Origin of the sequence: Paenibacillus sp. LjRoot153, assembly GCF_964253085.1 — a bacterium.
Lineage (GTDB): Bacteria > Bacillota > Bacilli > Paenibacillales > NBRC-103111 > Paenibacillus_E.
The window spans coordinates 138,815-158,509 of record NZ_CAXUQH020000001.1 but is presented as its reverse complement, the minus strand read 5'-3'; the positions used below and the strand labels follow the sequence as shown (position 1 = coordinate 158,509).

Sequence of the window (19,695 nt, the reverse complement as noted above, 5' to 3'; positions counted from 1 at the left end):
ATTCTATTGAAAGCAACCGCTGCTTTTCTCAAAAAAAATAGCTTTGCACTCGGCCTTTTGCTCGCCATCGTCGTCTCCGACCTGCTCATTTCCTGGTGGAACCCGATGGCGTCTTCACGCCGTTTTTACAAAAACGACTTTACCAAAACGCTCTACCACCATAGCTGGTCCCATACGGGTCCGGTTTTCTTCGGTAATTCGGCCGTTACGGGTGCTTATATCGAAGAGAAGTCTGACGCTCATTTGGTTGAGATGGGGCTTTCTTATGGCAAGCTGACTGACTTGAAGGGCATCCTGAAGGACAATCTCTACCAGGTCAAGGATGAGCTTGTCATCGGGATCGACGTGCACACGATGCTCGACCCTCTCGAAACGGATCCGACTTATCAGTGGTTCAAACCTTGGTACCAGCCTTATGTGTATACGTACCGCGATTACTTCCGTGATTCTGGTATCGAGTTTGCTCGCAATTTAAGCAAAGGTAGCCTTGCCTTCGAGCCGCGCTGGATTGATAAGGAGTTGTACCCAGGTCGCAAGGACGACGCAGCGTTAAAGCTCAAGTGGGACGACTACGACAAACAGTTCGGCGCCATGACCTTGAAGGATTTTCAAGACAATCTGGATGCCTTACAGTGGGTGCTCCAGTATGCGGACGAGCATGAGCTCGCGCTGCGTGTGATTTGGATGCCGTGGAACAAAGGCTACGCCGATCCTCCCTATATCGCTTCACTTAAGGATGCGGTTAACGCCCAGCTTAAAGCCAAGAACATACCTACACTCGATTTGATGCACACGTACGATCCGCGTTATTTCCATGACCTCGTTCACCTGAACCGAGAAGAGGGCGCACCGCTATTTACGAAGGAGGTTGACACATGGTTAAATTCCTTAGGAAAACCGTCGAAATCCTCATCTACCTCGTGATGCTTTACTTGGTTTTCATTTATTTTACCGGCAAGGGATTGTTCATCTACGAGAAGTTCTAAGATCTAGCAAGCGAGGAGTTCTATAGCTATGTTTTATATGCACATGAACGCGATGGTCGCGATGAGTGGCATGATTGCCGTTCTGATGCTCACCCGGAAGTGGACGGATAATAAGCGCATTTTGATGATCATATTCAGTCTGTGCTTCCTCCTGTTGTTTAGTAAGAAGCTGGTCGTTTTCTATGCTGCTTTTACGATTATTAATTATTTCGGGTTTGTGTATCTGTGCCGGACGACGCTTTGGCGGAAAGCGACCTTTATTTTCGGGATCGCCGCGAATATCGTAGGCGTCTTTCTCGGTGTTCGTTTTTTCGTTATGGGTGTTTTCAGCAGCCCGTTGTTCGACGCCATCATTTACTTAGGTCTCATTTACAACGTTCTCAAAGTCATTGATTCGTATTATTTCGCTTATTTCTTTGGAAAAGAAGGCGAAGTGCCGGCCATTGATTATGCCAACTATCTGCTGTTCATTCCGACTTTTACGTCCGGACCGATTCTGAAATTCCGTGATTTCATGGCGGACAGCAAAAAGCCCTACACGGTAGATGCTAAGCTGTTTGAAGACAGTATTAAGCGTATTATCTTAGGCTTATTTAAGAAGATCGTCGTCGTCACCTGGATGACTGGGGTGTTCGACCACGTCTTGAAGCAGGAGCTTCACACACACCAATCGCTGTTCCTGTTAGTCTGGTTCTATGCGCTCATTTATTTCGATTTCTCCGGTTATTCTGATATGGCGATTGGCTTTGGCCGATTAATGGGTTATACGATGCCTGAGAACTTCAAGAAGCCTCTCTTCTCGCCTTCCATGACGCAGTTTTGGCGGAATTGGCATGCGACGCTGGGCGATTTTTTCCGGGATCACATCTTCATGTTCTTCTCGCGAAAAACACCCTCCACGGGGCTCACAGCCAGCCTATCCATCCTGATCATGGTACTGATGGGCTTATGGCATGGCTTTACGTGGCTTTACTTCCTCTATGGGCTGTACCACGGCATCATTATCGCGATCGAGAATATCTTCAAGCTCACGACCGTGAATAAGAAGAAGGTATCCAAAGCATACTTCTACTTCCGCTGCTTCGTTACGCAAACACTGGTTACGTTCTCGGTCATTATTTACAGCTCCAACTATGATACGGTTCTTCGAATCTATAAAGGCTTGCTTCATTTTACTGGATGATAGTGGTATAATTTGAACTGATTGTTTTACCAATTATGGAGGTGTAATCGAATGAAGTTAGGCGTGTTTATGGTTCTTTTCGGTGGAAAACCTTTCGAGGAAGCGCTGGATTATATTGCTGCGAAAGGCTTGGACGCTGTTGAGATTGGTACGGGTGGATACCCAGGTACTGCGCACTGCAACCCAGCTGAATTACTTGCTGATGCAGGGAAACTTAAAGCTTTTAAACATGCGGTAGAGTCCCGCGGTTTGACGATTAGCGCACTTAGCGCTCACGGTAACCCTCTTCACCCGCAAAAACACATCGCGAAAGAGTTCCACGATGCTATTATACAAACGATTGAATTGGCTGAACGCCTTGAAGTACCTGTTGTAAACACGTTCTCTGGCTGCCCTGGTGACCATGAGGATGCCAAATATCCGAACTGGCCTGTAGCGCCTTGGCCAAACGATTTCCAAGAGATCTTGGACTGGCAGTGGACGAACAAAGTTATTCCTTACTGGCAAGAAACAGGTAAATTCGCTGCTGATCGCAATATCAAAATCGGATTAGAACTGCACGGCGGATTCTCCGTACATACACCTGCTACCCTTCTTCGTCTTCGCGAAGCTGCTGGTGAGGCCATCGGTGCTAACCTGGATCCAAGTCACATGTGGTGGCAAGGGATTGATCCCGTTCAAGCGGTTCAGATTCTTGGACGCGCGAACGCGATTCACCATTTCCATGCCAAAGATACGTCACATGATTACAACAACACGAACCGTTTCGGCGTGACGGACATGCAGTCCTACGCAAACATGCTGGATCGCTCTTGGCAGTTCCGTTCCGTTGGTTTCGGCCACGATATGAAGGTATGGGCAGACATTATCAGCGCATTGCGTTTGGTTGGTTATGACTATGTCGTTAGTATCGAGCACGAGGACGGCTTGATGTCCGTTGACGAAGGCTTCTCCAAAGCTGTACAAAACCTACAACAAGTACTCATCAAGGAACCTCTTGGTGAAATGTGGTGGGTGTAATCTAATATAATGTACACAAAAAGCCCACAGGCTAGAGATCTTCCGATCTAAAGTCCTGCGGGCTTTTGTTTGCTTGTATGTACTACCAGCCTTTGATCATGATAACATCCATGAAAAGAAATACGAGTAGAGATACAGTTCCAAATCCAAGTGCAAACAGATTTCTTTTTGGGTTAATCAATTGACGGATAACGGCAATTGCAATCACCACTGTGAAGATCAAAACATAGATATCAAAGCTTGTATACGTGCTAGTTGATGCTTCAGCTGCTTCTGCGAATAACATGGTGAAACCTCCTTATAGTAACTCGGTGCAAGGCACACGTCCTGCTATTTTAATACTATGTTAGCTCGATTGGACACGAGATGCAAGTAGTTGCATCGATGTGTAACAAGTTTGTCACCTTTTGTTTGGGATTAGGCCTATTTGGCTAGCCCTTACAGGCAGATTTCATTATTATCCCTTGTACGTATAAAATGTCCATCTGTGCAACTATTTATTACTCTCAGGAAGAACAACAAAAGCCCGTACGGAGAAACCGTACAGGCACTGTTCCGATTGCAATTTAGAACTGTTCTTACACAGCCAACGAATCTCGGTGCTCTTCATCTTCCGGAAGTTCAGTCAATCTCGTGTAGGTTAGCTCTTTTTCTTGCCATGCTAGAAATCGGAAAGGATCAATTCCCAATGCAGATACAATTTCCTGAAGCTCTAACGTCGGTTTCATTATTAGCCTCCACAACATGAATTAGATTAGAACTGCTATATCTCTCAATCATCAAGTCAATAGTTAGGTAGAGGGAGATGTTCACTGTTACTTACTATTATTATAGGCCTACTTTCATCATGATTGATAGAGGGTTAAATTGTCGAAGCCTGTATCATTCAATTAAGTCTTAGCAAACTTTTAGGTATTTTAGTCACTTGCGAAAAGAAAAAGCTTGAAATTGGCAAATGAAACACCTAATTTCAAGCTTAATGTTCGCTTTTTAGCTAACGGATCCTTCTAGAACCTCCATACGCTTCGCATAGTCATCCGAACGTACGCGATCCCGCTCAAGGATCGGCTTCAAGTACTGGCCGGTGTAAGACCCGGCCACCTTCACGACATCCTCTGGCGTACCCGCCGCCACGATCAAGCCCCCACGGTTACCACCTTCGGGTCCTAGATCGATGAGGTGGTCCGCCGTCTTAATGACATCGAGGTTATGCTCGATGACCAGTACCGTTTCACCGCTCTCCACGAGGCGGTGAAGGACCTTCAGGAGACGATCGATATCATGGATGTGGAGCCCCGTCGTGGGCTCATCCAGAATATAGATCGTCTTGCCAGTACTGCGGCGGTACAGCTCCGCCGCGAGCTTCACACGCTGGGCTTCGCCGCCTGACAGCGTAGTTGCAGGCTGGCCGAGGGTCATATAACCCAGGCCGACATCCAGAAGTGTATTCAGCTTACGATGAATCCGCGGCAAGTTCTTAAAGAACTCGCAGCCGTCCTCAATCGTCATCTCTAACACTTCAGAAATGCTCTTGCCCTTATACTTCACTTCCATCGTCTCGCGGTTGTAGCGTTTGCCTTTGCAAATTTCGCAAGGTACGTAAACATCAGGCAAGAAATGCATCTCGATCTTGATGATGCCATCGCCGCGACAAGCTTCACAACGACCGCCCTTCACGTTAAAGCTAAAGCGTCCCTTCTTATAGCCACGCACCTTCGCTTCGTTCGTATTCGCGTATACATCACGGATATCATCAAACACACCTGTGTACGTCGCGGGATTGGAGCGCGGTGTACGTCCAATTGGCGACTGATCAATATCGATAACTTTATCAATATGCTCTAATCCGACAATTTCTTTATGTTCACCAGGTCGAACTTTAGCTCCATTCAAATCGCGAGATAAGGTCTTAAACAAAATTTCGTTGATCAACGTACTCTTGCCAGACCCGGATACGCCGGTCACACATGTGAAAACGCCTAGAGGCACTTTAGCTGACACATTTCGCAAGTTATTTTCTTTGGCGCCTTTCACTTCAATCCATTTGCCATTCGGCTTACGTCGAACCGCAGGAATCGGAATGAATCGCTTGCCACTCAAATACTGGCCTGTTAAGGAGTTCTCATCCTTCATCAACTCTGTTGGTGTACCTTGAGCAATAACCTGTCCACCATGGATTCCGGCCCCAGGACCGATATCAATGATGTAATCGGCCGCCATCATCGTGTCTTCATCATGCTCGACAACGATCAACGTGTTGCCCAGATCACGCATATGCTCAAGAGTTTGAATCAATCGCGTGTTATCCCGTTGATGCAGACCGATACTTGGCTCATCGAGGATGTAGAGGACGCCCATCAGGCTTGAACCGATTTGCGTAGCCAAGCGAATCCGCTGCGCTTCTCCACCTGACAAGGTGCCTGCAGCACGATGCATCGTCAAATAATCAAGTCCGACGTTCACAAGGAAGCCTAGACGAGCTCGAATTTCTTTCAGGATCAAATTCGAAATCGTCAACTCACGCTCGTTCAGTTGCAGACCCTTGAACCATTCTTCCGCTTCTCCGATGGAAAGGGAAGTTGCGTGCGAGATGTTCTTACCGTTAATCGTTACGGCAAGTGTTTCAGGCTTCAGGCGATGACCTTTACATTTCGGACAAGGCTTGGTGCTCATGTAGCTCTGAATATGCTCGCGAATACCCTCAGAAAAAGTATCCTTGAATCTGCGCTCCAAGTTTCGAATAATCCCCTCAAAAGGAACTAATGCTTCCTTGGAAGCTCCCATATCATTCTCATAGCGGAAACGGATTTTCTCGCCGCCTGTTCCATATAAGATCACCTTCATTTGGTCGCTGCTGATCTCAGATACGGGAACATTACGTGGGATCTTGTAGTGCTCACACACAGCCGCAAGAAACTGCGGATAGTAGTTGGAGGTACTGCCCGCCCACGCTTCAAATGCACCCTCTTCAATCGTTAACTTCATATCTGGAACGAGTAAATCTGGATCCACGATCATCTGACTGCCTAAACCATCACAATCCGGGCAAGCACCGAATGGGCTATTAAAGGAAAACATTCTCGGCGCTAGCTCTTCAACACTGAATCCGCACTCTGGACATGCCAAGTTCTGGCTGAATAACAGTTCTTCCTTCTCCATGACATCGACGATTACACGACCATTCGCCAACTTAAGCGCAGTTTCCAAGGAATCTGCCAGACGTGTCTGTACATCATCTTTGACCACGATACGGTCAACGACCACATCAATGGTGTGCTTCTTATTTTTATCGAGCTCAATTTTCTCGGAAAGGTCTACCGTTTCCCCGTTTACACGAACCCGCACAAATCCCTGCTTCTGAACATCCACAAATAGCTTCGTATGCTCACCTTTGCGTCCAGAAATAAGCGGGGCTAGAATTTGGATCTTCGTGCGCTCCGGGTACTCCATAATCCGGTCTACCATTTGTTCCACGGTTTGCGATGTAATCTCGATACCATGGGTAGGACAGTGCGGCCGCCCAATACGAGCAAACAACAGCCTTAAATAGTCGTAAATCTCCGTTACGGTTCCAACCGTGGAACGTGGATTACGGCTTGTTGTTTTTTGGTCGATTGAAATTGCAGGTGACAACCCTTCGATCGAATCGACATCCGGTTTATCCATATTCCCAAGAAATTGACGTGCATAGGCAGACAGTGACTCTACGTAACGCCTCTGCCCTTCTGCGTAAATCGTATCAAAGGCCAGCGATGATTTCCCCGATCCACTTAAGCCCGTGAGTACGACGAACTTGTCACGTGGAATGGTGACATCAATATTTTTAAGATTGTGAGCTCTAGCTCCTTTAATAACGATCTGATCTCTAGACACAGATACCCTTCCTCTCCTATGTGAAGCTGAAACCCTCTTACTTAGGCGTCAGCTTTCATTTCCATAATCGCGTCACGCAGCTGTGCTGCACGTTCGAACTGTAGGTTCTTCGCCGCCTCTTTCATCTCAACTTCTAAGCGCTCAATAAGGGATGCTCGATCTTTCTTCGACATCTTGGCACCCTTCACATCAGCCAGATAGTCGGACTTCTGTTCGGCAACCTTGGTGGCTTCGATTACATCGCGAATTTTTTTAGCAATCGTCTGCGGTGTGATACCCAATCTCTCATTGTTAGCTTCCTGAAGGGCGCGGCGTCGATTAGTCTCCGAGATCGCTTTCTCCATGGAATCAGTGATTTTATCCCCGTACATAATGACTCGACCATCCGAGTTCCGTGCTGCACGGCCGATCGTTTGAATTAACGAACGCTCAGAACGCAGGAAGCCTTCCTTATCCGCATCAAGAATAGCAACCAGTGAAACCTCTGGCAAGTCGAGCCCCTCTCTGAGGAGGTTGATCCCGATTAGCACATGGAAAGTCCCCAAGCGCAAGTCCCGCAAAATCTGCATACGTTCAAAAGTCTTAATATCCGAATGCAAATAACGCACTTTAATGCCAATTTCTTTAAAATAATCCGTTAGATCCTCCGACATCTTCTTCGTTAAGGTGGTAACAAGCACACGCTCATCTTTACGAACACGGTCTTGGATCTCGGCGATAAGATCATCGATTTGACCTTTGGTTGGTCGAACCTCAATAATCGGATCCAACAGCCCTGTTGGCCGGATAATTTGTTGAATCATAGTAGGGCAATGTTCTAGCTCATAAGGTCCTGGCGTTGCTGATATATATAAAATCTGACTGACTTTCTCTTCGAATTCCTCGAAACGCAGCGGACGGTTATCAAGTGCGGAAGGCAGACGGAAACCATGATCAACCAATACATCTTTCCGTGCTTTATCCCCATTAAACATCGCGCGAATTTGCGGCAACGTAACATGAGACTCATCCACCATGAACAGCATGTCGTCTGGGAAATAATCCATCAAGGTATACGGTGTTGCCCCTCGCTCACGGAATGTCAATGGACCAGAGTAATTCTCAATACCTGAGCAGAAGCCCATCTCTTCCATCATTTCCATGTCATAGCGCGTCCGCTGCTCCAATCGCTGTGCTTCCAGCAGTTTCCCTTGCTCCCTCAACTCAGCTAAACGCTCCTCGAGCTCTTGACCAATGTTCACGAGCGCGCGCTTCATCGTATCCTCGCCCGTTACGAAGTGAGATGCCGGGAAAATCGCAATATGATCGCGTTGGCCAATAATTTCACCCGTTAGGACATTGATCTCCGTAATCCGCTCTATTTCATCCCCAAACAGCTCAACACGGACTGCGTGCTCACTGTGCGAAGCTGGGAAAATCTCCACAACATCTCCACGCACACGGAACGTACCGCGAACGAAGTTCAGATCATTGCGTTGATACTGAATATCCACGAGTCGATGCAAGATTTCAGTCCGCGATTTCTCCATCCCCACCCGTAACGATAACAGTAAATTACCATACTCAATTGGTGACCCCAAGCCGTAAATACACGACACGCTGGCAACAACAATGACGTCGCGGCGTTCGAACAATGAACTTGTCGCCGAGTGACGAAGTTTATCGATTTCTTCATTGATGCTGGAATCTTTCTCGATGTAAGTGTCGGAGGAGGCAATGTAGGCTTCGGGCTGGTAGTAGTCATAGTAACTGACGAAGTAGGAAACGGCATTATGAGGAAAAAACTCTTTGAATTCACTGCACAGTTGTGCGGCTAAGGTTTTATTGTGGGCAATAATCAAAGTTGGTCGGTTTAGTTTCGCTATCACTTGTGCAGCTGTGAACGTTTTCCCTGTTCCCGTTGCACCGAGCAGCGTCTGATGCTTGTTGCCGGCTTGTATGCTCTGGACGATCTCCTCAATCGCTTGAGGCTGGTCCCCTTGCGGAAGAAAATCTGATACAAGCTCAAATTTCTTAGAGCTCATGACAATTTCATTCATCCATTATCACCCTCATTGTCGAAATAAATCGAACTTTTATCCTATAAACTTTCCCATTCGACATTCCGATATAGAAGTCTATGGAACTTTTACGTACATATATGAAGGATTGCAATAACTATCCAACATAAGAATGTTTGTTCTCGTTTTTTCATTATACTATTTTTGAATCATGGATGCAAACAGCTTTATCTGTTTTAGCCTTATATAAGGCGGTTTTCCTGAGTTTTTGGACCCTATTCTTTTTATGATAATTAGGAGTGGTACAGTCATGGATTTGACAACAGTATTAGGATTACTATTAGGACTTGCAGGTTTAATTGGCGGGTACATGTGGGATGGCGGTCATGTCAATTCGTTGATCATCCCCAGTGCGATGCTCATCGTTTTCGGCGGAACCTTCGGTGCAGTCGCCGTTAGTTTCCCTGGCTCTATTTTAGCCAATATTCCTAAAGCACTCGGCATTGCCTTTAAGCAAGTCAAAAGGGATCCTGCAACAACCATTAATGAAATTGTCGATATGGCCTCTATCGCTCGTAGAGAAGGCGTACTTGCCCTAGAGCAACGCGCTCAAGAGCACGAGAACCCGTTCCTGAAGGACGGATTGCTTATGGTCGTAGACGGAACCGATCCCGAGCTTACCAGACAAATTCTTGAGCTTGAAATGGACGCCATCGAACATCAAGTCAATAATATGTCGAAGGTGTTCGAAGCTGGAGGCGGATATGCACCAACCATGGGGATTATCGGTACGGTCATGGGACTTATTCATGTTCTCGGTAATCTAGAAGATCCTTCTTCCCTTGGCCCAGCTATTGCCGTTGCTTTCACAGCTACTCTCTATGGTGTTATGAGCGCCAACTTAGTTTATTTACCCATCGCTAACAAAATCAAAGTCCGTGGTAAAGAAATGGTCAATGAAATGGAACTAATGCTAGAAGGCATCCTTGCCTTGCAAGCTGGTGAAAACCCGCAATTGATTAAGAAAAAACTGAACTCCTTCCTCCATGATAAGTCGAAAAAAGCCGTAGAGGAGGATGACATGAATGGCGAGGCGCGGTAAGAAGCACGAAGAGCATGTTAATCATGAAAGATGGCTCATTACTTACGCTGACTTAATTACGTTGCTGCTCGTATTTTTCATTATTATGTATGCGATGAGTAAAGTGGATGTTCAAAAGTATGCCGTTTTGGCGCAAGCCTTAAACCTACAGTTCCAAAAAGCTGACTCCGTCTTAGATAAAAACCATGGTATCAGCGGCTCGATGACCCCTAAGCAGGGTGATGCAGACAGCAAGGATAAGGATTTAACGCATCAGAATCAGGATGACCAGAAAGAAGAGCATGACAAGACGAAGACGGAAGACAGCGAGAAAGAAAAGCGCGAGAAAGAGCTCCAGGATCTTCTGAAACAAGTGCAAGCTTATATTAAGGATCAAAATTTACAGTCGCAAGTGTCTGCCAGTGATACAGAACGGGGTGTGGCGATCACGCTCAATGACTTGTTCCTATTCGATTTAGGAAAAGCTGATCTGAAGGCGCCATCCTTCCCGATTCTGCAAAAGTTGGCTTCACTCTTCCCAACCTTGAAGAGTAAAGTTAGCATCGAAGGACATACGGACGATCTGCCTCTTGCACCAGGCTCTCCCTATAAGGATAACTGGGGACTATCGTTTGCCCGTTCCCTTTCTGTGCTTCGCTATTTCAGCGATACGGCTAATCTGGATGATCACAAATTCATCGCCACCGCCTACGCGGATACGATGCCTCAAGTGGCCAACTCAAGCGATGCAAATCGCAGCAAGAATCGCCGCGTCGAAATCATCGTCTTGCGGAAAGATATTGCACCAACGACGCCAGCCCAATAATTCGTCCGAACGAATAGAAGCCCTATTTCCACTCTTGTGGAGGTAGGGCTTTGTTGTGTTCGTGGTTACTTGGCGCCGTCTATTCATACAAAAAAGAGCCATCCTCACCCGTAGATCTCTCTACGCTGAGGACAACTCTTCTCACAATGACTTCGTCGAGTCATTCGGCAATAAGCCCGTTAATTTGCTGCGCAGATAACTAAACAGGTGCATCGGACGCTGCTCCAAGAAGTACAGCACATCCTGATCCGGTGCCAGTAGAATGCCCAGTTGATGATGATCACCAGCGAAAATACCCCGCTTTAGGAAGCGAACCTCCCCTTGATCATTCAGGACTTCCAATCGGCAGAAAGCGGAGTTGAGCCCCATGGCCGCATGCAGATCCGTCTTCGACTTAATTTTGTATCCATTGACCTTGTGGATGATCTCTCCGATACCAATACCTAACTCCTGAGCAGGACTATTGGGTACAACGGAAAGCACCATGAGCCCGCGCTCCGAGTGGATGTAGAAGGGCGTCTGCTTCGCTTCTACCCATTGGTTGTAGAGCAGCAGCCCTTCGTGAAGGGCTATGCTAAGGATCGCGGCAAGCAGCACCAGTGGCGTCCAGTAGTGAGCAGCAACCGCTGCGCCTAGCAGAACGAGCCCGTACAGGTAGAGCAGCTTAGCACTAAAACGTGCCTGTCTCTTCGGCAGCTTCGAGATCGTCAGCTCCGTGAAGCCGATCATCGCCGGGAATGCGAGCATCGTCCAGCCTGCGCTCAAGTTTGAGGCAAACAACGTTTGCCACGGCAGGCCCAGTTCACTTCCTCCAGCCATCGGCACGAGGAGAAACAGTGGGACTGGCCAAAAGCCCTGCAGCTGCTGCCCGCCAATCATTTGCCCGCGCTTCCCTTCCAGGAACAGCGGCGTCGCCATTCGCGCACCTTGGAAACCAACGAGCACTCCCTCCAAGAGATGAAGCACGCCTACAATGACCAGCAGCGATGGGATATCTGCACTTGCAATGGTCTCGAGAACCGTGTAGGACTCACGTAGACTGTCTGCGTTAGGAAACCAAGAGAAGATCACTTGGGCAATTCCTAGAATCCCTACTGCATAAGCTAGGCATAGGAATCGTATGCGGAATATCATCAGTACGACAGTGATGATCCAGAGCACGATCACGACATTCAGTTGTATGTTTACTCCGACGAAAAGGAGCAGAATGGAGGCTCCCAGCCCGCCTAACCAGCCCCAGAGCACCACGCGCCATGTTTCGTTCAACAAGGAATGAAGACGCGTGTGAAACAGCTTGCGTTCTAGTTGGATTTGCTTTCTGTAATGCAAAACAATAAAGAATACACCTATATAGTAGAAAGGATTCGTAAACAACTGCCTCACAGCCAGCAGCATTCTGTCCAATAATTGAAACCACACATCCATACGAATCTAGGCTCCTTGAAAAAGAAATAGGAAGGCCGCCTTAAGCAACCTTCCTACACTATTTCGACTGTTAAAGCTTATTTCCTGCCGCTCCGTACAATTTCCATTAACTAACGGTCATTATTTCCCAAGCTGCTTCTGAATTTGAAAGACGGCAGCCTTCAATTGCGAGTCATTCTTCGGATCACGAATTTGCGCTAAAATCGCTTTTTCGATTTTGGCAGCTGTGTCCGTATCAACCTCGCCTGTCACCGGTAAATCATTCGTCCGCTGGAACGCTTTGACCGCTAGAGCTGTCTTATCGTTGAAATAACCATCTGTTCGTTCCGGATTGAAACCAATACCTGCAAGCATCAACTGCAAATTCTTCACATCATCGCTGTTGCTGTCTTGTTTCAGCACATCTTTCTTCGTAAGCGGTGCTGCTTTGAAATAGGCTGGTTGCTCGATCGGGATATCCGGCGTAATGCCCTTTTTGTGGATCCAGTTGCCATTTGGCGTTAACCATTTGTAGACTGTCATCTTAATGTTGCTGCCATCGCCCATTTCTTTCTCGAACGTCACTTGGACCGTTCCTTTACCGTAGGACGTTTCACCAACAATCTTACTGCCTACTGCTTCTTGGAATGCACCTGCAAGGATTTCCGATGCGCTGGCACTTCCTTTATTAATCAACACAGTAACTGGATAATTCTTACCTTTACCTGTAGAAGGTGTTGGCTCACGTTTGCCGTCTCGATTCTCCACTTGGAGAATGGAAGCTCCACTCTTCACGAACGGATTCACGATATCGACTACGACGTTCAGTAGACCGCCTGGATCATTACGAACATCGATGACCAGTCCCTTCATCCCTTTGGCTTCTAAGTTTTTCAACTCTTCAGCAAAACGAACGGCCGTGTTCGAGGAGAACTGGCGAATCTCAATTTTGCCAATCTGATCCTGCATCATTTCGCCGTAGACCGTTTCAACGTCAATATTGTCTCGAACCACGATGACTTGAACTGGATCTCCTGTTCCTTGGCGGAGTAAATCCAGTTTAGCTTGCGTGCCCTTCGGTCCGCGGATTTTCATGACGGCTTGATTCAAGGTTAGCCCGTCCAATTTGTCGCCATTCACGGAGAGGACAACATCTTTGGATTGAATGCCTGCTTTCTCGGCAGGTGAACCTTTAATCGGTGATACAATGACGAATTTACCATCCTCTAGCGATACCTCAGCCCCGATGCCTTGGAAAGAAGACGTAATACTCTCATCGAATTGCTTTGCTTCCTTCTGATCCATATAAACGGAAAAAGGATCCTCTAATGATTCCAACATCCCATTAATAGCTCCGTTAACCAATTGATCATGATCAGGCTGTTTCAAATACTTGCTTTCAATTAACTGAAACGTTGTTGCGATCTTGCTTAAATCCTTGCTCGAAAGACCAGACGAAGCAGATACGGAGGTTGCTGAACCTCCTGTTGATTGCTCCTTCCGCCCCCAAGTAAAGGAGGGATCTACAATCGTTAATGTGACAACACTACTTGCAAACATCGCTAACAGAACAAATACAATGACCGTACGACCTTTGAATTGCAAAACCGATTCACCACCTTTTTCCTAAAACCGAATTTGAGTTGGCCTGTTTGTAGTATATGACAAGCCATACCCCTTTTATAACCAAGTTGTCCTATCTCAGGAACGGTTTAGGATCGGTAGGGACTTCATTTTTCCGAACTTCAAAATGCAAGTGATTACCCGTCGACTGTCCCGTGGAGCCCACGCCCGCAATTTTCTGGCCGCGCTTCACGACATCGCCTACTTTCACATAAATCCCATCGTTCATAATATGACCATATAACGTCCACAGTCCATTCCCGTGATCCACGATGACACAATTCCCGTAACCGTTCATCCACGAAGCATAAATAACAGAACCATTCTCCGCAGCAAGGATTGGCGTACCTTTCGCCGTACCTAAGTCAATACCTTTGTGGTTCTCTGCTCGCCCTGTAACGGGGTTAATCCGCGCTATGAAATCAGAGGTCATTGGCGCCTGTACAGCCAAAGGATATCCAAGCTTACCACCCGAATAAGTAAACGGTGATTTCGCATTGGCAGCTGCCCGCTTCTTCGCTTGCAAATCCGCCTCTTGCTTCGCCAGCTGCGTGATCATTCTGTCGCTTTCTTCCGAAATTTCCTCGAGCTCTCTCTCTTGCTTGGAGAGGGAAGCAATCTTTACTTCCTTCGCCTTCTCTTTCGCTTGCAGATCATCTCTCAGCGCATCTGCTTCCGCATAAAGCCCCTTCACATTCTCAAGCTGCTTCTCGGTGTCAGCCTTCTTCTGCATTACGGTTTCTTTATCTTTCACATTCGACTCTAGTATTTCTTTATCTTGATTAACAATAGATTTCAACGCTTCGACCCGATTCAAAAAATCCGAGAAGCTCGTTGCGCTTAGCACCACGTCCATATAGGAAACGAAACCGTTCATATACATCAAGCGAACACGGGATTTCAGCATATTATCGCGGCTCTCAACACGAGCCTCGGCTTCATCCAATTGCTTAGCGCTCGCTTCCAGGGCGTTCGACACTTGATCAATTTGTTCATTGAGCTGCGTTAGCTTCTTACTCGCCTCATTCACTTGGCTGACAAGGGCATTCATATCCTTCGTTGTCTGTTCTTTCTCAGACTGAACTTTCGTGATTTGACTTTGGGCGCTATTGGCCTTCTGCTGCGCTTCCGCCTTCTGCTTTTTAAGCTGCGTCAACTGCTGGTCAATCTTGTCCGTTGCCGAAGCGGCATAGCTAGCTGCATGAGGTATAGTAAGCGATATCGCCATACCTAACGTCAAAATGACAGGTAAAATCTTCTTCTTCAAGCACGTAGCCTCCCCATTTTCAAGCGATTGATGCCCCATGTATGGTTTGAATCTCTTACGTTCTGTCTCTAGGAATCTATACTTCTAGGAATCTATGAATCTTTGAAAATAAAAAAATAAAAATAAAAGCTAAAAAAGCCCGCTTTCAGAACCGAGAAGGTTGGACGAAAATGAGGGCAGGTGGAACGGAGTGTAGCAAGCTACATGAGTACCGCACTGCCCCATTTTCATTCAAGATTCGATGCCGAGTTTGCTTCATGGAATACTACGTTATCAAAGCGGGCTTTTTTAGCCTCCACTATACGCGAAGGAATTTGCGGACGGAGATGAGGGAACCCCATACCCCAATCACAATCCCTAAGCCAATTAAAAGTACAGTCATCGTTGGTGCAATATCTTCAAATGGTGTTAATTTAATCATCAGTAAATTCAAATTCAAGGAGCTTAAATTCAGCAATTTCCAATAGCCAGCAAGAATAATGGCGGTAGGGATTGCAGAACCAATCATACCGAGCAACGCACCTTCGATGAAAAACGGCCAACGAATAAAAGAGTTCGTCGCACCCACGAGCTTCATAATCGAAATCTCACGTTTTCTTGCCAAAATCGTAACTTTGATCGTATTCGCAATCAGGAATACCGCTGTAAAGGAAAGCAGCACAACGATACCAATGCCAATCCAACGTGCAATCTTCGTCACTTTAAACAACGCTTCCACGGTTCCTTTACCGTAGTTCACTTTGTAAATAGGCTTAGGATCCTTGCCAACGTTAAGCGCTGAGATTTGGTCAGCTACAACCGCCACATTCCGCGGATCATCCACTTCGATCGTGAACGCGTCGTTCAGCGGATTGTTATCCCCCTCGAAGCCATCTAAGAGCGCTTTCCCGCTATCCCCTAACTTTTCGCGTAAGTAGACGAGTCCCTCTTCCTTCGAAACGAATTTAATCGTTTTCACTTCAGGGATCGCCTTAATTTGCGTTTCGAGTGCTGTGATTTGATCCTGAGCGGTATTGACCTCCAGGTACACGTTGATCTCAACTTGTTGCTCAATTTGCGTAGCAACATCATTCACATTTAAGGTGATAAGTACGAAAATACCAAGAATAAATAGGGAAATCGCGATGGAGCTAATCGACGCGAACGTCATCCAACCATTTCGCACGACATTTTTCGTACCTTCTCGCAGATGTCGAGAAGCTGTACTAATCTTCATAGCCATATTCCCCCCGGATTTGATCGCGAGCAATAAGGCCATTCTCGATTGCAATCACGCGCTTACGCATCGTATTCACGATTTCTTTGTTATGCGTAGCCATGACAATGGTGGTACCGCGGAAATTAATTTCCTCCATCAATTTCATAATGCCCCATGACGTTTCAGGGTCCAAATTTCCTGTCGGTTCATCGGCGATAATGACGGAAGGGCTGTTTATTATTGCCCGGGCAATAGCAACACGCTGCTGTTCGCCCCCTGATAACTGCGATGGAAGGGAGTTTGCCTTGTCCTTCAGCTTAACGAGCTCAAGAACTTCCATGGTGCGTTTCTTGATTTGCTTCTTAGGTGCCTCAATAACTTCCATGGCGAAAGCTATATTTTCAAAAATCGATAATTTCGGAAGTAAGCGATAATCTTGGAAAATTACGCCGATATTTCGACGTACATAGGGAATTTTACGTTGTTTTAGTTTTTCTAAATTAAAACCATTCACGAAAATTTGACCTTTCGTTGGTCTTTCTTCTCTATACATCAACTTCATGAAAGTAGATTTACCTGCGCCTGAAGGTCCAACCACATAGACGAACTCATTGCGGTCCACTTTTACATTAATACCTCTTAATGCATGAGTACCGTTGGCGTATGTTTTCCATACGTCCTGCATTTCGATCACAATATCACATCCTAATTATATAGATAGCCTATATCCATTCGACACAAATGGTGAAAATCCTTCTAAATTCACTTTGAAATTCATGGGGAATACCGTCATTATACCATGGTTTGTACATATTTTAGCCGAATCAGGATTCTGTACTAAATTGGCATCGAGATCGATACATATAAAGAGACAGGCCGTATCACATTCGTATGTAAAGGAGTGGCTCTTCATGACACGCTCATTCAGAAACCCCATCCTCTATTTCTCGGTCGCTCTTGGTTTGTTCGTCACGTGCGGCACCGCACTCTACATATATGGGTCTCAATCTACCTTCCCTCGGAATGTCACGATTGCTGGCTGGCGTGTGGGCGGAATGTCCTATGCGACATTTCAGTCTGAATCCGAGCAGCGCCTGAAGCGGCTAGCCGCTTTTCCTGTCCTTTTGCATTCATCCTATCCTGAAATTCCGGCCAAAGAATTGTCCCTTGGACAACTAGGCATTCGTTATGATAAGAGTCTCCTCACACAATCCCTACAACAATTAACTAGCGAATCTCCCTTCAAGCGTGTCAAAGCCCGCTGGACCCTGCGGAATGCGAGTATCCCTTTGAATGTCTCTGTAGATCCCGCGGGGCTTACGGCCACCGTCAAGGAAACTTGGAAAGAGCTATATACGAAACAGCCTGTTGCCGCCAAGCGTATCCTCAAATCTCAAGATCAAATTGCTTACGAACCCGAGCAAAATGTGCTGCGCATTGATACCGCGCACTTGCAAGAGGAGCTGCAGAGCATCGCCCCTAGCCTGGGTACTCTCACGCATACCGCACCACTAGGGCTCTCGTTGCCCGTGTACGAGCTGAGTCCGTCTGTCACAATGACATCCTTGAAGATGCAAGGTATCGACGGCAAAATTTCCGAATTCACGACCTCGTTCCCTCTATCAGGCGAAGGACGGGTTCACAATATACGGGCAACCGCTACGTCCATTCAGGATTACTTGATGGCACCAGGAGACACTTTCGATTACAGTAAAATCATTGCTCAGACAGAAGCCAAATTCGGTTACAAGGAAGCCCCTGTTATTCTCAATGGGAGTCTCGTCCCAGGAATCGGCGGCGGCATTTGCCAGGTATCCACAACGCTCTATAATGCCGTCTTGCGCAGCGGTCTTGAAATCGTAGAACGACGTAATCACTCTCTCCCGGTCAGTTACGTCCCTCTTGGGCAAGATGCCACATTCGCAAGCGGCTATATTAATTTCAAATTTCGCAACAATACAAATAGCTACATCTGGATTCGTACCCTAACGACGGATTCAGCGGTTACCGTGAAACTTTTTGGGCATCAAACGCCATCTATCACCTATGACATTGCGTCCGAGATCATAGAAACGATTCAACCCCCGATCAAGTATGTGAACAATCCGAGCTTGAGCCCAGGGTTAGAACGCCCAATCAGCACGGGAAAGGTCGGTTACAAGGTTGAGACCTATCGAACCAAACGAGAAAATGGCATCGTCGTGAGCAAAGAGTTAATCTCGAAGGATCAGTATTCACCTGTACCCACAGTGGTCGCGGCCAACCGTAAAGATCTCCAAACAGAGGAGCCCGCGCCAAAGCAGCCAATGGTGGAAGATGGCGTGAGTACGCTCGCTGTCCAATGATACACAATAAATGTGATGAAATCATGAAGGTCATGTGACTGTAGTTACTACGTCATTATGACTTTTTTCTTTTATGATTAAGACTATAGAAAGAGTATTGAAGGAGGCATAACGATGAGCAAAGTCGATTATTTCAAAGAATTAAACTATCGCCTGCGCGGACTTCCTGAGAAGGAGCGCCAAAATATATTAAAAGTGTATGAAGAATTATTTCAAAAAGCCGTAGAAAACGGCAAGCATGAAGATGAGGTTTCACAGTCTCTCGGCTATCCGCGGGTACCAAATTGGGATGCACAGAAAGAGACACCACCTGTTCAAGAGGAAGTTGCCAAGCGTTCCATAGATGCTTTTGATGCTGAGGTGACACAAGCTGAGGAAATACCTTATTCGAATGAGGAGTTGGAAGGTTATGTAAAGCAGCCCGATCCGGCCATCGGACCGAAGATTCCCGTACAAGCCCCTGAGGCCTGGGTGCCGCCTGCCTATACACAGCCACCTCAGCCGAATTACCCACCTATGTATAATACACCTTACCCGTCTCCCTATCCGACAGCAAAGCCGGATAGCGGGATCAAGGCGATCATTATTTCGATTATGCTCGGTTTCTTTAATCTCGTCTTCGTTGTAGGTCCGTGGTTTGGGGTTTGCTCTGCGTTGATTGCGTTGTTCGCTGCCGGTTTCGCTCTTCTCATCGCCCCTGTTATCGGCGTGCTTACCAGCTTAGCAGGAACAACGGGCAGCGACTTCCAATTCATTTCCTTTACGCTTCTTGCCTGCTTTGGCTTAGGCATCATCATCACAACGCTTAGCACTTGGCTGCTCAAGCAGTTTTTCAAGCTTAGCTGGACGTACATCCAATTCAACGCCAAATTGATTAAGGGGGTTTAAG

Annotated in this window: 16 protein-coding genes; 7 read left to right on the top strand and 9 right to left on the bottom strand. The window is 46.7% G+C overall.

Annotated elements, in window-relative coordinates; translation table 11 throughout:
- Positions 1-6: 6 nt before the first annotated feature.
- The 3 genes from ACSQ8P_RS00705 to ACSQ8P_RS00695 all read left to right on the top strand — a co-directional run bounded on the left by ACSQ8P_RS00705 (position 7) and on the right by ACSQ8P_RS00695 (position 3,189).
- The gene (locus tag ACSQ8P_RS00705; RefSeq protein ID WP_436233473.1) at positions 7-924 is read left to right on the top strand and encodes a hypothetical protein; all 918 of its coding nucleotides are present in this window, start codon (positions 7-9) and stop codon (positions 922-924) included.
- Positions 925-1,014: 90 nt separating this feature from the next.
- Positions 1,015-2,169, top strand: a complete 1,155-nt coding sequence (locus tag ACSQ8P_RS00700; RefSeq protein WP_436233472.1) for an MBOAT family O-acyltransferase — start codon at positions 1,015-1,017, stop codon at positions 2,167-2,169.
- A 51-nt stretch (positions 2,170-2,220) separates the two neighbouring features.
- Positions 2,221-3,189, top strand: a complete 969-nt coding sequence (locus ACSQ8P_RS00695; RefSeq protein ID WP_436233471.1) for a sugar phosphate isomerase/epimerase family protein — start codon at positions 2,221-2,223, stop codon at positions 3,187-3,189.
- 82 nt (positions 3,190-3,271) lie between these two features.
- Here the strand turns inward: ACSQ8P_RS00695 and ACSQ8P_RS00690 are convergent, their stop codons facing one another.
- The 4 genes from ACSQ8P_RS00690 to uvrB all read right to left on the bottom strand — a co-directional run bounded on the left by ACSQ8P_RS00690 (position 3,272) and on the right by uvrB (position 9,101).
- Positions 3,272-3,475, bottom strand: a complete 204-nt coding sequence (locus ACSQ8P_RS00690) for a hypothetical protein (RefSeq protein WP_436233470.1) — start codon at positions 3,473-3,475, stop codon at positions 3,272-3,274.
- A gap of 292 nt (positions 3,476-3,767) precedes the next feature.
- Positions 3,768-3,917, bottom strand: a complete 150-nt coding sequence (locus ACSQ8P_RS00685; RefSeq protein WP_436233469.1) for a hypothetical protein — start codon at positions 3,915-3,917, stop codon at positions 3,768-3,770.
- Positions 3,918-4,179: 262 nt separating this feature from the next.
- Entirely contained in the window at positions 4,180-7,062 is a 2,883-nt protein-coding gene (gene uvrA / locus ACSQ8P_RS00680) for an excinuclease ABC subunit UvrA (protein WP_436233468.1), read from the bottom strand.
- Between the two features lie 41 nt (positions 7,063-7,103).
- The gene (gene uvrB / locus ACSQ8P_RS00675; RefSeq protein ID WP_436233467.1) at positions 7,104-9,101 is read right to left on the bottom strand and encodes an excinuclease ABC subunit UvrB; all 1,998 of its coding nucleotides are present in this window, start codon (positions 9,099-9,101) and stop codon (positions 7,104-7,106) included.
- A gap of 271 nt (positions 9,102-9,372) precedes the next feature.
- On the opposite strand from uvrB, the gene ACSQ8P_RS00670 reads away from it, so the two are divergent.
- Both ACSQ8P_RS00670 and ACSQ8P_RS00665 read left to right on the top strand, forming a co-directional pair.
- Positions 9,373-10,164, top strand: a complete 792-nt coding sequence (locus ACSQ8P_RS00670) for a flagellar motor protein (protein WP_436233466.1) — start codon at positions 9,373-9,375, stop codon at positions 10,162-10,164.
- Positions 10,148-10,969, top strand: a complete 822-nt coding sequence (locus ACSQ8P_RS00665) for a flagellar motor protein MotB (protein ID WP_436233465.1) — start codon at positions 10,148-10,150, stop codon at positions 10,967-10,969. The genes ACSQ8P_RS00670 and ACSQ8P_RS00665 overlap by 17 nt, the downstream gene beginning before the upstream one ends.
- 141 nt (positions 10,970-11,110) lie before the next feature.
- On the opposite strand, the gene ACSQ8P_RS00660 is transcribed toward ACSQ8P_RS00665, so the two are convergent.
- From ACSQ8P_RS00660 to ftsE, 5 genes are all read right to left on the bottom strand, one after another.
- A complete protein-coding gene (locus ACSQ8P_RS00660; protein WP_436233464.1) occupies positions 11,111-12,394 on the bottom strand; it encodes a PDZ domain-containing protein in 1,284 nt (427 codons plus the stop codon).
- 120 nt (positions 12,395-12,514) lie between these two features.
- Positions 12,515-13,978, bottom strand: a complete 1,464-nt coding sequence (locus ACSQ8P_RS00655; RefSeq protein ID WP_436233463.1) for a S41 family peptidase — start codon at positions 13,976-13,978, stop codon at positions 12,515-12,517.
- 91 nt (positions 13,979-14,069) lie between these two features.
- Entirely contained in the window at positions 14,070-15,263 is a 1,194-nt protein-coding gene (locus tag ACSQ8P_RS00650) for a murein hydrolase activator EnvC family protein (RefSeq protein WP_436233462.1), read from the bottom strand.
- 298 nt (positions 15,264-15,561) lie between these two features.
- Positions 15,562-16,479, bottom strand: coding sequence for a permease-like cell division protein FtsX (gene ftsX / locus ACSQ8P_RS00645; RefSeq protein ID WP_436233461.1), 918 nt, complete (start codon positions 16,477-16,479; stop codon positions 15,562-15,564).
- On the bottom strand, positions 16,469-17,155 hold the full coding sequence (gene ftsE / locus ACSQ8P_RS00640) for a cell division ATP-binding protein FtsE (protein ID WP_056611468.1): 687 nt from the start codon (positions 17,153-17,155) through the stop codon (positions 16,469-16,471). The genes ftsX and ftsE overlap by 11 nt, the downstream gene beginning before the upstream one ends.
- Positions 17,156-17,372: 217 nt before the next feature.
- Here ftsE and ACSQ8P_RS00635 point away from each other — a divergent pair, with 217 nt between their 5' ends.
- Together ACSQ8P_RS00635 and ACSQ8P_RS00630 are read left to right on the top strand one after the other, a co-directional pair.
- Positions 17,373-18,806: a VanW family protein gene (locus ACSQ8P_RS00635; RefSeq protein WP_436233460.1), complete on the top strand. Its 1,434-nt coding sequence runs from the start codon at positions 17,373-17,375 to the stop codon at positions 18,804-18,806.
- Positions 18,807-18,920: 114 nt separating this feature from the next.
- Complete coding sequence (locus ACSQ8P_RS00630; protein ID WP_436233459.1) at positions 18,921-19,694, top strand: HAAS signaling domain-containing protein; 774 nt, start codon at positions 18,921-18,923, stop codon at positions 19,692-19,694.
- Position 19,695 lies beyond the last annotated feature (1 nt).

Bases quoted from the DNA above. Each gene is read 5' to 3' on its own strand.
- ACSQ8P_RS00700 (WP_436233472.1), top strand. From the start codon at position 1,015: ATGTTTTATATGCACATGAACGCGATGGTCGCGATGAGTGGCATGATT.
- ACSQ8P_RS00695 (WP_436233471.1), top strand. From the start codon at position 2,221: ATGAAGTTAGGCGTGTTTATGGTTCTTTTCGGTGGAAAACCTTTCGAG.
- ACSQ8P_RS00690 (WP_436233470.1), bottom strand. From the start codon at position 3,475: ATGTTATTCGCAGAAGCAGCTGAAGCATCAACTAGCACGTATACAAGC.
- ACSQ8P_RS00685 (WP_436233469.1), bottom strand. From the start codon at position 3,917: ATGAAACCGACGTTAGAGCTTCAGGAAATTGTATCTGCATTGGGAATT.
- uvrB (WP_436233467.1), bottom strand. From the start codon at position 9,101: ATGAATGAAATTGTCATGAGCTCTAAGAAATTTGAGCTTGTATCAGAT.
- ACSQ8P_RS00670 (WP_436233466.1), top strand. From the start codon at position 9,373: ATGGATTTGACAACAGTATTAGGATTACTATTAGGACTTGCAGGTTTA.
- ACSQ8P_RS00665 (WP_436233465.1), top strand. From the start codon at position 10,148: ATGGCGAGGCGCGGTAAGAAGCACGAAGAGCATGTTAATCATGAAAGA.
- ACSQ8P_RS00660 (WP_436233464.1), bottom strand. From the start codon at position 12,394: ATGGATGTGTGGTTTCAATTATTGGACAGAATGCTGCTGGCTGTGAGG.
- ftsX (WP_436233461.1), bottom strand. From the start codon at position 16,479: ATGAAGATTAGTACAGCTTCTCGACATCTGCGAGAAGGTACGAAAAAT.
- ACSQ8P_RS00635 (WP_436233460.1), top strand. From the start codon at position 17,373: ATGACACGCTCATTCAGAAACCCCATCCTCTATTTCTCGGTCGCTCTT.
- ACSQ8P_RS00630 (WP_436233459.1), top strand. From the start codon at position 18,921: ATGAGCAAAGTCGATTATTTCAAAGAATTAAACTATCGCCTGCGCGGA.